The organism is Hanstruepera flava (assembly GCF_023634025.1).
In the GTDB taxonomy this organism is placed as follows: Bacteria; Bacteroidota; Bacteroidia; order Flavobacteriales; family Flavobacteriaceae; genus Hanstruepera; species Hanstruepera flava.
In genome coordinates, this window is the sequence record NZ_JALJCW010000003.1 from 369,224 (window position 1) to 386,263 (window position 17,040).

Below are 17,040 nucleotides of genomic sequence, written 5' to 3' on the forward strand. Positions count from 1 at the left end.
TACTAATCTTCAGCGTAAAACTCTGTACCCTCAAAATCTGGAGCGTTCTCTGTATTCGATACTTCTTTAATTACTAATAAAAAAGCAAAGGTTACAAAGAAAATAACAATTGCTCCAAGCAAGTTTTTTTTCATGATAATTACACATTATGATTGGGGAAATAAACATATACAAAATACCGATTAAAAGCAAATTTAATCGATGAAATGCGTTTTTTATACTTACAAACCTATACCTTCAATGCTTTTATATTCTAATATAGCACGACTATCAGATAACGAAGCCACATAATTACTAACATTTAACAGCCTATCATAAATAGTATCATTTGCTTTTCTCACAATACCTTTTGGCAATGTTTTTAAGATGAGTTTATCGTAATTTGACTCTTGATTATTATAACTATTATTAATTGCCGTTATATAGGTCTCAAGCAACTTATTGATTACTTTATATCCAATAATTTCTTTATTTATAACCTCATCAGATTGATAAACATTTTCAATACTAATCTTTATTATGTCGTTTATTTGAGCTTCATACTTACTTTTATCCAGTAGAGCAGTTTTAAAATTTCCTTTGAGAATAGCTTCCTCATTAGACACAAAAATCTCTACGGCTTCATTTATTAATGTATTTATGGCAAGTGCCCTTAAATAACTAATTCTATCTTGGGTGCTACTTAACTGATTGTATTTTTTAGTATGAATAGTGTCCCTAACAAGATTTATTAAATACTCTAAAGCAAATTCTTCTTGAATGAGTCCTAAATTTATACCATCTTCAAAATCAATAATAGTATAACATATGTCATCTGCCGCTTCAACTAAAAATGCTAAAGGGTGCCTTGAAAAGCTTATGTCTTCATTAGAACCCGTTTTAATTAAGCCTAATTCATCAACAACATCTTGAAAGGCTAATTTTTCACTTTGAAAAAATCCATACTTCTTATCTGCTATATGATTGGTTGGTTTTTTAGGCAACGACTCTTTTGGATACTTTATAAAAGCGCCGAGAGTGGCATAGCTTAAACGTAAGCCGCCTTCTCTACCCGTTCTACTTTCGGTTAAAATTTTAAATCCGTTGGCATTGCCTTCAAAATCACATAAATCTTGGTATTGCTTTTTTGTTAATTTATCTTTAAAACCAAACCCTTTTCCCGTTTTAAAATATTCACCTATAGCTTTCTCTCCCGAATGTCCAAAAGGCGGATTACCAATATCATGAGCAATAGCGGCAGCTGCAACTATAGCGCCAAAGTCATTGGCCCGATATCCATGTATACTTTGTAAGTGTGGGTATTTTTCCAATAATTTTATTCCTACTCGTCTACCTAACGTTCTACCAACAACACTTACCTCTAAACTATGTGTTAATCGCGTATGCACAAAATCGGTTTGAGATAATGGAATAACTTGGGTTTTATCTTGAAGGCTTCTAAACTCGGTAGAAAAAATAATTCTGTCAAAATCTACTTCAAAGCCCAATCGTGTTTCATCCTGCTCTTTTCGCAGGCGTTTATTGGTATCGCCAAATCGTTTTAAAGAAAGTAATTGTTCCCAATTCATAATGCTAAAATTGGTTTGCAAGATACATTTTTTCAATGTTAAGAAATTGTTTTTAAAAGCGATTTTTTTGTGCCTGACGGTAACGTTTAGGTAACAGTTTTATGATTTAGGTTTAACCTGCAATTAACCTTGACTTTACATTTATCCGGTTTCTTTGCGACATCAAAATTCAAGAAAATATAATGAGACATATATTACTATTTATTCTACTTATTTCGGCTTCATTTATTCAAGGTCAAAGTTCGGGAGAGCTTGTTGGTAAATTAACTGATAAAGATTTCAACGACGAACCTTTAGCATTCGCTAATATTTTATTAAAAGGAACTATTAAAGGAACTACCTCTGATTTAGATGGACTATACAGTATAACAAATATTGAACCAGGAGTATATACTGTTGAATACAGTTTTATTGGATATGAAACTCAAGAAATTGAAGTTACCATTGAGGCGGATAAAGTAACTGAAATTAACATTTCAATGTCGGCTTCTGCGGCTTCTTTAGATGAAGTTGTAATTAAAACAACTACTAGACGTGATAGTGAGGTTGCTCTACTTTTGGAACAGAAAAAAGCAGTGGAAATTAAACAAAGTATAGGCGCTGAAGAACTATCAAGAAAAGGAGTTAGTGATGCAGCTGGTGCTGTTGCTAAAATTTCAGGTGTTTCAAAGCAAGAAGGTTCTAGTAACGTTTATGTACGTGGTTTAGGTGATCGCTATTTAAATACAACTATGAATGGCTTATCGTTACCATCAAATGATGTTAATAAAAAGAATATCGATTTAGATTTATTTTCATCAGATATTATTGAAAATGTATCTATTAGTAAAGCTTATTCTACTAATTTCTATGGGGATTTTTCAGCGGGAAATGTAGATATAAGTTCAAAAAATTTCAAAGGTGATTTTTATGTAGATGCTTTTGTTAGTTCAGGTTTTAACACCAATGCCATTGATAAAAACTTTGTTAGAAGTGAAGGTACGGGATATTGGGGATATTATGGTCGTTATGAGCACAATCCTTTTGCTGTAATATTATCACATGGTGTAGACCCTGTTGATGCTGGATCACCAATTAATATTGGTTATGGTGCTTCAATTGGCAAAAGCTTTGATTTCAAAAATGATTCGCGCTTAAGTATTTTTATTACTGGTTCTTTTGAAAACGGTTTTGAATATAGAAAAGGAACCAATACAGATTTCACATTGGTTGAAAAGAAAGCCTATATAGATAGTGCTGAAGAATTTGATTACGGCACCACATCTACTGCAATGGCCAATTTAAACTACAGAATTGATGACAACAACACTTTAAAATTCAACTCGTTGTTTATCAATAGTTCTAGTGATGTGGTAGGATATTTTGGTATAGATGGTAAAGGTAGAAACCGAGACGCTATTTTAAATACCGACGAAGGTTTTTATCAAATGAACGTACAGTTTGATCAAACTAGAATGTTTGTTAATCAGTTATTAGGAAATCACAAATCTGGAGATTTTGAAGTAGATTGGGGGTTTGGTTATAATTCGGTTTTTTCAGACCAACCAGATAGAAGACGTGTAAGTATTGAAAATTACCAATATGCACTAGACAACGACCCACTTACTAACCCTACATTTTACAACAATATTGATTTTGACAACCAGCGATACTTTCAAAATATTGAAGACGAAGAGTACAATGGTAGGTTAAATATATCTTACGAGCCAAGTGAAACCATAAAAATAAATTTAGGGTATAACGGCAAAACCAAAGAACGTAACTTTGAGAACATTCGTTATGGGTACGAAATAGTTGATACAGACTACCAAATTACAGATGTTAACAATTTAAATAGCATCTTCAACTTATCAAACTTAAATATAAGTGAAGGTAGCGACGGTATTTACCAAATTAAAGTTATAAACAGCTATCCAGGACAATCTAACACCAACCGTCCAGGTTTACCAGAAAACACCTACACAGGTAATTTAGATATTTATGCTGGTTATTTAAATGCTGAAATTAAAGCTGGTGAAAAATGGTTATTCGTTCCTGGTGTAAGATTAGAATCTGTAAATCAAAAAATTGCTTATGATGTTATTAATTTAGGTAACAACGGAAAAGCAGAAATTGGATTCTACGACAACTTCTTCTTACCAAGCTTGAATGTGAAATATGCTTTAAATGAAGATCAAAACCTTCGCTTTTCAGCAAGTCAAACTATTTCAATTCCTGAATTCAAGGAAGTAGCACCTTTTGTTTACGAAAATATTTCTACTAGAATTGGTGGTAACCCAGATTTATTAGACAAAGGAGTATCTAAAATATTCAATATTGACTTAAAGTACGAATGGTTCTTTAGCAGCAGTGAAATTTTCTCTGTTGGTTTATTTGCCAAGCAAATTAACGATCCTGTAAATTTAGTTGTAGCAGCAGACGCAACCGGAACACAACGTTTTTTCCGAACTGGAGATAAAGCCGAAGTTTTCGGTGTTGAAGTTGAAGTTAGAAAAGACTTGCTTAAGAATACTGATGATGACACGATATTGTCAGCAGGTTTAAATGCAACATACATGCACACCAATCAAGATTTGTATGACGAAATCAATGGTACATTTAGTGTAAGCTTCGATTCAGATGAAGATGAACTTCAAGGTGCATCACCGTTTTTAATAAATGCAGATGTTAGCTTCTCTCCTACTTTCAATAATTATAAGCCAGTAGCTAATTTAGTGTTCTCATATTTTTCAGACAGAATTGATGCTTTAGGCGGTGGCCAGCTAGGTAATATTATTGAATATGGCGTACCTACTTTAGATTTTATTTGGAAAAATACAATAAAGGAGAACTTCCAAGTTAATTTAAGCTTACAAAACCTTTTAAATCCAACCATAAAATATGTTCGTGAAACTACTTTAGGTGAAGTTGTAGTAAACTCCGCTAATGGTAATGGCGTTTCTGATTACAAACGCGGCATGAACATAGGATTACAATTAAAATATAATTTTTAGAAACCATAATAATAAATAAAGACAATAATTAAACTCAAAAACAATGAAGAATAATTTAATTTTAGGATTAGCAATTGTATCAATGCTTTTCTCTTGTACTACAGATGATACTGCTGATGTTGTTATTAATGACAACAGTGTGATTAACAATAATGGAAATGGTGGTGGACCAACTGATCCAGAAACGATTTTCTTATCAGGAACTTATACTGAAGATTTAACTTTAGACGCCAACAACACTTATAAAGTTAACGGTCCTTTAATCATGGCTGCCGGAACTACATTAACTATTCCAGCTGGAATGACTATTGAGGCTTTGGCTGCTGGAGCTAATGTTTATATTGCTATTGCTCAAGATGCCACAATTATAGCAAACGGTACTGCCGACAACCCAATTGTTTTAACTTCAGATGCTTCTAACCCATCTGCTGGAGATTGGGGTGGTTTAATTGTTTTGGGAAGAGCTCCAATAAACTCTGTAACAGGAACAGCAACTGCAACTTCTGAAATCGCAGCTTTACCATTCGGTGGTCAAGATGGTGATGATGATTCAGGGATAATTCGTTATGTGCGTGTTGAGTATTCAGGTGGTGCTGCTGATGGTCAATCTGAAAACAATGGAATCTCATTTTACGGTGTAGGTCGTGGAACTATTGTAGAATATATTCAAGCTTACGAAGGTAAAGATGACGGCGTAGAATTTTTTGGTGGAACTGTAAATGTTAACTACATGTCTGTTGTGAATTGTCAAGATGATTCAATTGACTGGACAGAAGGTTATACAGGTACAATTACAAATGCTTATGTTAAACATGGTGCTAGCCACGATAAAGGTATTGAGGCTGACGGTTATAATACAGATTTCAGTAATGCTGCTGGATACTTTTCAAAACCAACTGTTACTAATTTAACTATAATTGGAAATGGATCTGCAACAGGAAATGAGGCCATCCGTTTAAGAGCTGGTACGCAAGGTATTTTCAACAATGTTTGGATAGAAGGTTTTGAAGAAGGCTTTGATTTAGATGGTGACTCTGGCGATAACCCAACAGGTGCTGGTGTTTTAAATGGAGACACAAGTGTAACTGATGTCACGTTTATGGATGTAACTTTAAACATGAAAAACGACACAGGTGAAGTATTTACTGAAGCCGATTTTATTTCGGGAATCGGAAATGGAACTGGTACAGATTACGCTACTTGGGGAGCTAACTGGACTGTTGAATAAGAAAGCTTTTATCTCAAAAAAAAAGCGTCCAAAAACTAATTTGGACGCTTTTTTATTACACTACATTGCTATTTAATCTCTTATGGCAAGTTTAGACTTATTAGTCCATTCACTTACACTTGCAATAGCATTATTACTATAATCTACTTCTTTTAAAGTTTTATCTGTCCAATAAAACCACTTGCCGACTTTTTTCCCATTATCATAATTCGCAGAAACTAGTTTACTGCCTTCAGCGTTAAAAGACAACCACTCACCTTGAAGTTTTCCATCTAAAGTGTAATAGCCTGTTTGGCTTACTACTCCATTGTCATGATAGTATGTAACCTCAATTAAATTGGTATCCTTATTAAGCTTTAATTCACGCTCTTGTTGCGCAAATGAAACCGCTGTAATTAAAAAGGCAATAAAGAAAACAAACTTCTTCATAATTATTTGGGTTTAATATTATATTTCAAATATAGTAATTAGTTAATATTTAAGCAACATTTACATAACATTAATTTAACATTAGAGATTCAATATGTTGTGTTTCAATATTTTACACATAATGCATTATTTAAATTTCCTTAATAATTAATTAATATTGGCGTTACATTAAAGTGTTATTTAATGATGACATTTGCTCTGTCTTAAGACGACAATTTAGTTATTTCATATAATCTATTAGTTTTTGTCGACTATATTATCATGAATTCTAGATGGCTGCCTCTGGCCAAGGCGGCCTTTTTTGTTCCTAATATTAATGATTACGTAACATTAAGTTAACATTAGAGTTGGTTATTTGCAGCGACAAAAACTAATATCTGACAAATGAAATTTAAAATGGCTTTTGCTATATTGCTGTTCACAGTAATAGCATCGTCTTACTCTCAAGAATTAAAATCCCCTAAATTTGGCAAAGGCTTATTTAACCTAGTCGGAAAAGATAGCTCATGGACCATGAAAATCGGCACAAGGTTTCAGTTTTTAGCAAGCAACCTGATGAGCGAAGGTCAAAGCCCAGAAACAAATTTCCTTATTCGTCGCGCACGTTTAAAATTTGATGGCTTTGCTGTTTCTCCTAAATTAAAATATAAAATTGAGCTTGGGCTTTCTAACAGGGACATGTCTGGAGTTACACCTTTTACCAGAAATACACCGCGTTATGTAATGGACGCTGTTATTAAATATAATTTTTATGGTAATTTTGTACTTTGGGTTGGGCAAACTAAATTGCCAGGCAACAGAGAACGTGTAATATCATCTGCTAACATGCAACAAGTAGACCGTTCTGTATTGAATGCTAGATTTAATATTGATCGTGATATTGGGTTTCAATTAAGACATCATTTCACCCTATTCAATAATTTTGAAGTAAGGGAAATTTTTGCGCTGTCTCAAGGTGAAGGTAGAAATGTAGTAACCGGTAATTTAGGTGGGCATCAATATACGGGTAGAATAGAGCTCCTACCTTTTGGAAAGTTTGAAGGCAAAGGAGATTATTTTGGTTCTGATTTAAAAAGAGAGCAAACCCCAAAATTAGCTATAGGAGTCACATACGATCATAATAACAATGCTGTAAAAACACGAAGTAACATGGGCTCTTGGATGGAAACTGACACAGGGTTTTATGAAACCAACATTAACACGCTCTTTATTGATGCCATGTTTAAATATAAGGGGTTTAGTTTAATGACAGAATATGCCGATCGAGATGCCCCAGACCCTATAGCTAAAAATTCAGATGGTACCGAAACAGGCGATATTGTTCAAGTGGGTACAGGTATAAATATACAAAGTGGCTATCTTTTTAAAAATAATTGGGAAGTTTCAGGTAGGTACTCATATGTTAAATTAGATGAAATTACTGGAAAAGCACCAGATAAACAATATACGCTTGGTTTTTCAAAATATATTGTCGGGCATAGCCTAAAAGTTCAAACTGACTTTAGCTTTATTGATTTTAATGATAGAACAGACCAATATTTATATCGTCTGCAATTTGACATTCATTTTTAAACATAATAATAACAATAACATAACACTATAGTGATTTTCACTATAGATATTTGCAAACAATTTTAATAAGCTTTATGGATAATATTTATTTGTTTATGTTAATTGCCATTACAGTATTAGCAGTTGTTGATATTGTAGTTGGTGTAAGTAACGATGCTATTAACTTTTTGAATTCTGCCATTGGTTCTAAAGTTATTTCTTTAAGAACAATAATGATTGTAGCAAGTTTAGGTATTTTTATTGGTGCCGTTTTCTCAAGTGGTATGATGGAGGTTGCCAGAAAAGGAATTTTTGTACCTGAACAATTTGAATTTGGTGAAATCATGCTCATTTTCATGGCAGTAATGATTACTGATATATTATTATTGGATTTCTTTAACACACTTGGTTTACCTACCTCTACCACAGTTTCAATTGTATTTAACTTACTGGGTGCTGCAGTTGTAATGTCACTAATAAAGATAAGTCATTCAAGTACTGAAACATTTGCTGATTTAGGCAAGTATATCAATCAAGAAAAAGCACTAACCATAATAAGTGGAATTTTACTTTCGGTTTTTATAGCTTTTAGTGTAGGAGCTCTAGTTCAATGGATTTCTCGTCTTATTTTTACTTTTAACTACGAAAAGAAAGTCAAGAATTTTGGAATTGTTTTTGGTGGCGTTGCATTAACGGCCATTACGTATTTCATTTTTCTAAAAGGACTTAAAGGGACACCTTATTACAATGAATTAAAAGGGCTATTGGAAGGTAATGAAATTCTAATCATTTTCGGAAGTTTTATTTTCTGGACATTATTCTCTTTTATCTTTGAAAAGTTAACAAAAAGAACCGTTCTTATAGCCGTTATTGCCGTTGGAACATTTGGATTAGCATTAGCTTTTTCGGGTAATGACTTGGTAAACTTTATTGGTGTTCCAATGGCTGCTTACCATTCTTATGAAGCTTGGATTGCAAACGGCATGGATACTGCAATGTCCATGGCTGTTTTAGATAAAAAAGTGCCAGCTGAACCACTATTACTTTTTATAGCTGGTGGCATTATGGTATTAACCTTATGGTTGTCAAAAAAAGCTAAAACGGTTGCTGAAACAGAAATTAGCTTATCACGCCAAAGTGATACCCATGAAAAATTTAAACCTAATATGCTTTCAAGAGCTTTGGTTAAAGGATCGTCTGATTTAGCAACATATTTTAGTGCAATAGTACCAATGTCATTGCAGGAAAACATTAATAACAGCTTTAAAAAGCCCGACGAAAAGTATCTGTCAAAAGACCAGAGTATTGACGCGCCCGCTTTTGATATGATTCGTGCCTCTGTTAACTTAATGGTCGCTGGTGTTTTAATTGCCATTGCTACTTCAATGAAGTTACCACTTTCAACAACCTATGTAACCTTTATGGTTGCTATGGGTACTTCATTGGCTGATAGAGCTTGGGGTGCAGAAAGTGCTGTTTATAGAGTAGCTGGTGTACTAAATGTTATTGGAGGTTGGTTTGGAACTGCTATTGGAGCTTTTATTGCCTCTGGAACAGTAGTTTATTTAATTAATTGGAATCCAAAAGTAATCATCCCTATTTTACTTCTTATAACAGCATTTTTGTTGTACAGAAATTACATGTCACACAAAAACAAAACTACCAAAAGTGTTGACGAAGATAGTCTAAAAATGGCTGAAAGTAGTTCCATTCAAGGGGTTATACATGAAAGTGCTGGCAACATTGCAAAAGTTGTAAAAAGAACAAACAAAATTTATTCAAATGCTATAGTTGGTTTAGCGAGGCAAAACACCGACCTGCTTAAGAAGAGTAAAAAGGATGTTGTTAAGCTATCTGATGAGGTTGATAAATTACGTGACAATATATTTTATTTTATAAAAAATTTAGATGAGTCTAGTATTGGAGCAAGTAACTTTTATATAAACGTATTGGGTTATCTGCAAGATATGACCCAATCTTTAGAGTACATTTCTAAAGTAAGTTATAAGCATATCAACAATAATCACAAAAAACTAAAGTTCAACCAAATAAAAGAACTAAAAGAAATTGACGATAAACTTGAAATATTATTTAGCGATACTGAAAAAGCTTTCAAAACAGAGTCTTTTGAACAAATTCAGTTTATCTTAAATGAAAAGAAGGAAGTTTATGATTTAGTTAAGGATAAAATACATAAGCAAGTAAAACGCACTCGAACTGAAGAGTCGAGTCCAAAAAACACAACCTTGTATTTTAGTATTTTACTGGAAACAAAAGACTTATTAAATGCAACTATGAATTTGTTACAAGAATATCATGATTCACATGATAGTTCTGTAGCACCTGCAAAACTCCCAGAAGATATTGAGAATGTTGAAGATATAGTAGATACAGAATCTGAATAGTATTTAGACCATTAAATAAAAAAACACCTGGCCTAACTAGGTGTTTTTTTATGTCCATTTTCTAACAATGTGTCTCTATTACCGTATAATAATTCGGCAACATTAATAAGCTTCTTAATCATATCGTTAACATTATCATTATCGTTAACAAGTGATGAGGCCATATCTACGGTTATCAGGTCTTTTCTAATTAAAGTATCAATCTCTAAATTCCCTTTATGAATATTATCTCTAGCCTCTTCTTTTAGTGCCATTAAGGTTTTATAATATGTATCTCTTTCTTTTTCTGTTCTAAACAAATGAATGGTACGCAATACTTTGGCTACGCGTTTCCTTAATTTGTCGTACTCCTTTTTTATGTACTTGTTTTCAGAGTTGAGGTATAATGTAATATTTCTACTTAATTCACTCACATCTCTAATAATCTCAACCATTTTACGGTTAGCTACTTTTATCTCGCTAATCTGTCTGTTTTGAGCTTCTGTTAAATCTAATTGGCTTTGGGCTTTGGTTGCATAATTTATTATTTGCCCATAAACACTCTTTATTTTAGTAATGTACTGTTCCCTAATATCCAACTCAAATAACACATTAGATTTTTTTATAACTTTCTTTAATTTCAATTCAGATTTTATGTCTTTTCTATGAATATTTAAAGCATGTGCAACAATCTCAAATATGCTCTTTTTATACAGATACTTTGATTCTCTTAATAGTGCAGCAATTGCTGTTTCTGGATATTTTAATATTGACTTTTTAAGAAATTTAGGTTCATTAACAGGCTTTTCGGGTTCTAATTTTTCTGTTACTAAACGCTCTACCAATTTTGAAATTGGGTTAACAAACCAAATTAATAAAAAGGTATTAATAATATTAAAAGCAGTGTGAAACAATGAAATAGCAACAGGAATTGCAGCAGCAGATAAATACGGTGAATCTGATCCGAATGCTTGGCTCAACCAGTCAATAAACCGTAAAAAAGGATAAAATAAAACGAGCATCCACAATACACCCAATATATTAAAAACCAAATGTGCCCTTGCTGTACGTTTGGCTTTGTAGTTAGCTACCAATGCCGCCAGATTAGCTGTTATGGTCGTTCCAATATTTTCACCTAAAACCATTGCGGCTGCCAGTTCAAAAGGAATCCAACCTTCAGCTGTCATTATTAATGTTAATGCCATGGTTGCACTAGATGATTGTATAACTACCGTTAAAACGGTTCCTATTAATAAAAAAAGTAAAATAGAAATATACCCCAAATTGGTGTAATGCGATAGAAAAGCTAAAATCTCTGGATTACTTTTTATATCTGGCATGGCTTCTTTAAGAAACTGAAGCCCTATAAACAGTAGCGCAAATCCTATAATGAAGTTTCCCCAATCGCTTGCTTTTTTACGTTTTGAAAACGTAAATAAAAACCCAAAACCTACTAATGGAAGAGCTATTGTACTCATGCTTACTTTAAATCCTAAAATGGTTATTAGCCAGGCGGTAACAGTTGTCCCAATATTAGCTCCCATAATTACACTTATAGACTCGGTTAAAGTAAGAAGCCCGGCATTAGAAAAGCTTACTACCATTAACGTTGTTGCCGAAGAAGATTGAATAACGGCTGTAATTAAAAACCCAGTAATAACGCCAAAAACCCTATTCGATGTCATAGACGCCAAAATGGACCGTAGTTTATTACCAGCCAGTTTTAACAAGGCATCACTCATAACCTTCATCCCAAAAAGGAATAAGCCTAATGCACCTATTAATTGCAAAATGTCATAAAATCCGTAAGACATAGTTTAGATTGTCGACTATATGCATTTGTAAGATTGTATTAAAGTACTGCTATCTTTTTAAAAAACAAAAAAGCACCTCTCTCGAGATGCTTTTTCTAACACTTAAATTTAATTTAATTAAGAACCGCACATCAGGCAATCGTCACCTTCTGCTTCTTTAGCTTGAGCAATTAAAGCTTTCATCTCTTCAGCAGTCATAGGCTCAACTTCTTCAGTGGCTTGACTTTTTGCAAACTTTTCTGCTGTTTTTGCAGCTTGTTGTTTTTGCTGTGTAACCACCGTTTGGTCTACAGCTACAGTTTCTGCAACAGGCTCTTCTTTTTTATCTTTGGACAACGTGAATTTAATAGCATCTACAGCACTCTTGGTTCTTAAATAATACATACCTGTCTTTAAACCGCTCTTCCATGCATAGAAGTGCATAGAGGTTAATTTAGCCATTGTTGCGCCTTCCATAAATAAGTTCAACGATTGAGATTGGTCAATGAAATATCCGCGTTGCCGCGACATATCAATAATATCTTTCATGCTCAATTCCCAAACCGTTTTATATAGTTCTTTAATGTCTTGAGGAATAATATCTATATTTTGAATAGAACCATTGGCTCTCATAATATCCTGTTTCAGGCTTTCATTCCATAAACCAAGCTCTACTAAATCTTCTAATAAATGCTTGTTTACTACAATAAACTCTCCTGATAACACACGACGCGTGTAGATATTAGATGTATAAGGTTCAAAACATTCATTGTTTCCAAGTATTTGTGAAGTGCTTGCTGTTGGCATTGGTGCTACCAATAATGAATTTCTAACACCATGTTTTTTAACATCTTTACGCAACTTGTCCCAATTCCAACGTCCGCTTAACTCTTCATCTTTTATGTTCCATAAGTTATGTTGGAATTCACCTTTACTAATAGGCGAACCTTTATAAGTTTTATAAGGCCCATCTGCTTTTGCCTCTTCCATACTTGCTGTAACAGCAGCAAAATAAAGTGTTTCAAAAATATCTTGGTTTAAAGCTTTGGCTTCATCACTGGTAAATGGCATACGTAATTTAATGAACGTATCGGCCAAACCTTGAACGCCTAAACCAATTGGTCTGTGACGGAAATTAGAATTCTCTGCTTCTTTAACAGGATAGTAGTTTCTATCAATTACCTTATTCAAGTTTTTGGTAACGCGCTTTGTAATACGGAACAGTTCTTTATGGTCAAATTCACCATTTTTAATAAACATTGGTAAAGCTATAGATGCCAAATTACAAACTGCTACTTCATCTGGTGATGTATATTCTAAAATCTCTGTACACAAGTTAGACGAACGGATAGTTCCTAAATTTTGTTGGTTTGATTTACGGTTGGCAGCATCTTTATACAACATATAAGGCGTACCCGTTTCTATTTGGGACTCTAATATTTTCTCCCAAAGCTCACGTGCCTTTATGGTTTTACGGCCTTTACCTTCTGACTCGTATTTTAAATATAATTCTTCAAAAGCTTCACTATGTGTTTCATCTAATCCAGGGCATTCATTAGGGCACATTAAGGTCCAAGGACCATCTTCCTGCACACGCTTCATGAATAAATCAGAAATCCACATAGCATAGAACAAATCACGCGCACGCATTTCTTCTTTACCATGATTCTTTTTTAAATCTAAAAAGTCAAAAATATCAGCATGCCATGTTTCAATATAAATTGCGAAACTCCCTTTACGCTTTCCACCACCTTGATCAACATATCTAGCTGTATCATTAAATACTTTTAACATAGGAACGATACCATTAGACGTTCCATTAGTACCAGCTATATAACTGCCAGTAGCACGAATATTATGAATAGCCAAACCAATACCTCCCGCAGACTGCGAAATTTTAGCAGTTTGTTTTAATGTATCGTAAATGCCATCAATGCTATCTTCTTTCATTGTTAATAAGAAACAAGAAGACATTTGTGGTTTTGGTGTTCCAGAATTAAATAGTGTTGGTGTAGCGTGTGTAAAATATTTTTTAGACATTAACTCATAGGTTTCAATAGCAGCATCTAAATCATTTAAATGAATACCAATTGAAACACGCATAAGCATGTGTTGTGGACGCTCGGCAATTTGTCCGTTAAGTTTCAACAAATAAGATCGCTCTAATGTTTTAAACCCAAAATAATCGTAACCAAAATCGCGATTATAAATAATTGTAGAATCTAACTTTTCCTTATTCTCTTGAATAACTTTAAAAACTTCATCAGATAAAAGCGGTGCCTTTTTACCTGTTCTAGGGTTTACGTAGTTATATAAATCGCTCATTACCTCGCTGAACGATTTCTTGGTGTTTTTATGTAAGTTAGAAACAGAGATTCGTGCAGCCAATCGTGCATAATCTGGATGAGCGGTTGTCATGGTTGCAGCAATTTCTGCAGCCAAGTTATCTAACTCACTTGTTGTTACACCATCATACAAGCCTTCAATGACTCGCATGGCTACTTTTACAGGATCTACTAATTCATTCAACCCATAACACAACTTTCTTACGCGAGCTGTTATTTTGTCGAACATCATTGGTTCTTTTCTGCCGTCTCTTTTTACTACATACATATTTTTTAATGGTTTTTATTTTCCTGATACACCTGTCAGGATTTGGATTAATTAGTTGGTTTAGCCGTCCATTTTCTATTGTGAAAACAGACAAAAAAATTTATAATTAAGTAATAACAGGATATTATAGATGAAAATCTATCACGAATTGCTATTAACCAATTATAATAAGGATCTATTTAAAAATCAGCATCAAAACTGAACTTGTCTTTTTCTTCTTCTTTATTAAGCACACCTGCTTTTTGGTATTCAGACACACGCTTTTCAAAGAAATTGGTTTTTCCCTGTAGCGAAATCATATCCATAAAGTCAAATGGATTTGACACATTATACTCTTTCTCACAACCAAGTTCTCCCAATAATCTATCGGTTACAAACTCCAAATATTGGGTCATAAGTTTAGCATTCATACCTATTAAACTCACCGGAAGTGACTCTGTAATAAACTCGCGTTCTATATTTAAGGCGTCAACAAGGATTTCTCTAATACGTTCTTTTGGCACTTTGTTTACCAAATGTTCGTTGTGTAAGTGTACTGCAAAATCACAGTGCACACCTTCATCTCTTGATATTAATTCATTAGAGAACGTTAAACCTGGCATTAGTCCACGTTTTTTTAGCCAAAAAATTGAGCAAAATGCACCAGAAAAGAAAATACCCTCAACTGCGGCAAAAGCAATTAAACGTTCAGCGAAACTTGGTGATTCTATCCATTTTAAAGCCCAATCGGCTTTTTTCTTAATGGCTGGAAAATTTTCAATGGCTTTAAACAAAACATCTTTCTCCTTTTCATCCTTAACATAGGTATCTATAAGTAACGAATAGGTTTCACTGTGAATGTTCTCCATCATGATTTGGAAACCATAGAAGAATTTTGCCTCGCTATATTGTACTTCGTTAACAAAATTTTCTGCCAAATTTTCATTCACAATGCCATCACTTGCTGCAAAGAAGGCTAAAATGTGCTTTATAAAATAACGCTCATCATCATTTAACTTTGATGACCAGTCTGTTAAATCTTGGTGCAAATCAATTTCTTCTGCAGTCCAGAAACTAGCTTCAGACTTTTTATACCACTCCCAAATATCATGATGTTGAATAGGAAAAATTACAAATCTATCTTTGTTTTCTTGTAAAATGGGTTCTGTAGCCTGAGACATGTTTCTTTTGTTTTTTATTAAATTTTAATGAATAATTTAGTGTGATTTGGGACTAACAAAGATTGAAAAATGTGTTTGAAAATGAAAGGCTAAGTTATAAACATTGTCAACAAGTTTTTAACAAAAACCCTGTAACAAGACACAGCATTAGGCTGAAAAAATAAAGTTTAACTATTTGTATATCAGGCAATTGTAATTAATATTTGATTTCAATAATTCGTAAGATTTTACGCATTAAAACTATCCTAACGCATTATAAACAGTACAATTATTACTCGAGAAATTCTAATGAAAACAAAAGAAAAAGAGCGGCCAAAAACAACCGCTCTTTTTCTACTAACTAACTAACTAATAAATTTAATGAAATTCTAAATAAAAAGCTAGACGAGTCTAGCTTTTTACAGATCAATAGCAAATACCCTTTAATAAATGTATAAATCCTTAAATAATTTAATAGCAATGCTAATATCTAAAATATTTCGATAGTTGACGTATATAAATGTATAGTTGGTAATGAAATTTGTATAATTGGTATTAAGAAAAAATAAACTGCTTCAACATATTATATTAGTATATTTGGAATATGATAAGAGCCGTAATTGTAGACGATGAGCAAAAAGCTATAGATAGCTTATCTTGGGAATTAACCACCTTTAGTAATGCTATTGAGATAGCAAAAACCTTTAGCAATCCAGAAGAAGCCATTCATTACCTCAACACTAATTCTTTGGATTGTTTGTTTTTAGATATTAACATGCCTACTATGGATGGTTTTCAGTTTCTCGACAAACTGGCCAAACGCGATTTTGCAGTTGTAATTACTACAGCTTATAATGAATATGCTTTAAAAGCGCTAAAACATGAAGCAATAGATTATCTTCTAAAGCCAATTGATTCTGATGATTTAAAAAATACCATTAACAAAATAAAAAAACACAACTCAAATAATATTCCTATATCCAAAATCGAGGAAGTGTTAATTAATTTCAATAAGAATTTTAATCAAAAGCGTATTTCTATTAATACAGATGGTAAGCTAGTGTTTTTAGAAACCGACGACATAATCTATATAGAGTCTGAAGGCAATTACAGCACTTTTGTTATGAACGACAATCAAAAAATTGTTGTTACTAAAAAATTAAAGGAAGTAAATGCCATCTTGCCTGAAAGTTATTTTTTCAGAATTCACAACTCCTATATTGTAAACCTTAATAAAATAAAAGAGTTTATAAAAAATGATGGCTATGTTATTATGCAGTCTAACTACAAAATACCTGTTGCTAGACAACGAAAATCTGACTTTTTAGATAAATTATAGTTT

General features: G+C 33.0%; 11 protein-coding genes. 5 read left to right on the forward strand and 6 right to left on the reverse strand.

Annotation, left to right across the window (positions count from 1 at the left end; genetic code table 11):
• Positions 1 to 2: 2 nt before the first annotated feature.
• Entirely contained in the window at positions 3 to 134 is a 132-nt protein-coding gene (locus tag MTX13_RS14405) for a hypothetical protein (RefSeq protein WP_262920482.1), read from the reverse strand.
• Between the two features lie 87 nt (positions 135 to 221).
• Positions 222 to 1,568 carry a deoxyguanosinetriphosphate triphosphohydrolase gene (locus MTX13_RS11730; RefSeq protein WP_250435460.1) on the reverse strand — a complete coding sequence of 449 codons (1,347 nt, stop codon included), beginning with the start codon at positions 1,566 to 1,568 and terminating at the stop codon, positions 222 to 224.
• 182 nt (positions 1,569 to 1,750) lie between these two features.
• Here MTX13_RS11730 and MTX13_RS11735 point away from each other — a divergent pair, with 182 nt between their 5' ends.
• Positions 1,751 to 4,561 (forward strand): TonB-dependent receptor, encoded by a 2,811-nt coding sequence (locus tag MTX13_RS11735; RefSeq protein ID WP_250435463.1) that lies wholly within the window; start codon positions 1,751 to 1,753, stop codon positions 4,559 to 4,561.
• Positions 4,562 to 4,604: 43 nt separating this feature from the next.
• Positions 4,605 to 5,789 carry a multidrug transporter gene (locus tag MTX13_RS11740; protein WP_250435465.1) on the forward strand — a complete coding sequence of 395 codons (1,185 nt, stop codon included), beginning with the start codon at positions 4,605 to 4,607 and terminating at the stop codon, positions 5,787 to 5,789.
• A gap of 72 nt (positions 5,790 to 5,861) precedes the next feature.
• Here the strand turns inward: MTX13_RS11740 and MTX13_RS11745 are convergent, their stop codons facing one another.
• The gene (locus tag MTX13_RS11745) at positions 5,862 to 6,218 is read right to left on the reverse strand and encodes a toxin-antitoxin system YwqK family antitoxin (RefSeq protein WP_250435467.1); all 357 of its coding nucleotides are present in this window, start codon (positions 6,216 to 6,218) and stop codon (positions 5,862 to 5,864) included.
• 384 nt (positions 6,219 to 6,602) lie between these two features.
• Between MTX13_RS11745 and MTX13_RS11750 the strand changes: the two genes are divergently transcribed.
• Both MTX13_RS11750 and MTX13_RS11755 read left to right on the forward strand, forming a co-directional pair.
• A complete protein-coding gene (locus tag MTX13_RS11750; protein ID WP_250435474.1) occupies positions 6,603 to 7,790 on the forward strand; it encodes a porin in 1,188 nt (395 codons plus the stop codon).
• 74 nt (positions 7,791 to 7,864) lie between these two features.
• Complete coding sequence (locus MTX13_RS11755; protein ID WP_250435483.1) at positions 7,865 to 10,174, forward strand: inorganic phosphate transporter; 2,310 nt, start codon at positions 7,865 to 7,867, stop codon at positions 10,172 to 10,174.
• 32 nt (positions 10,175 to 10,206) lie between these two features.
• Here MTX13_RS11755 and MTX13_RS11760 read toward each other — a convergent pair whose 3' ends face one another.
• The 3 genes from MTX13_RS11760 to MTX13_RS11770 all read right to left on the reverse strand — a co-directional run bounded on the left by MTX13_RS11760 (position 10,207) and on the right by MTX13_RS11770 (position 15,719).
• Positions 10,207 to 11,967 (reverse strand): Na/Pi cotransporter family protein, encoded by a 1,761-nt coding sequence (locus tag MTX13_RS11760; RefSeq protein WP_250435485.1) that lies wholly within the window; start codon positions 11,965 to 11,967, stop codon positions 10,207 to 10,209.
• A 117-nt stretch (positions 11,968 to 12,084) separates the two neighbouring features.
• Positions 12,085 to 14,559, reverse strand: coding sequence for a ribonucleoside-diphosphate reductase subunit alpha (locus MTX13_RS11765; protein ID WP_250435495.1), 2,475 nt, complete (start codon positions 14,557 to 14,559; stop codon positions 12,085 to 12,087).
• Between the two features lie 179 nt (positions 14,560 to 14,738).
• Complete coding sequence (locus tag MTX13_RS11770) at positions 14,739 to 15,719, reverse strand: ribonucleotide-diphosphate reductase subunit beta (protein ID WP_223034633.1); 981 nt, start codon at positions 15,717 to 15,719, stop codon at positions 14,739 to 14,741.
• Positions 15,720 to 16,302: 583 nt separating this feature from the next.
• Here MTX13_RS11770 and MTX13_RS11775 point away from each other — a divergent pair.
• Positions 16,303 to 17,037, forward strand: a complete 735-nt coding sequence (locus MTX13_RS11775; protein WP_250435505.1) for a LytR/AlgR family response regulator transcription factor — start codon at positions 16,303 to 16,305, stop codon at positions 17,035 to 17,037.
• The last annotated feature ends 3 nt before the right edge of the window (positions 17,038 to 17,040 follow it).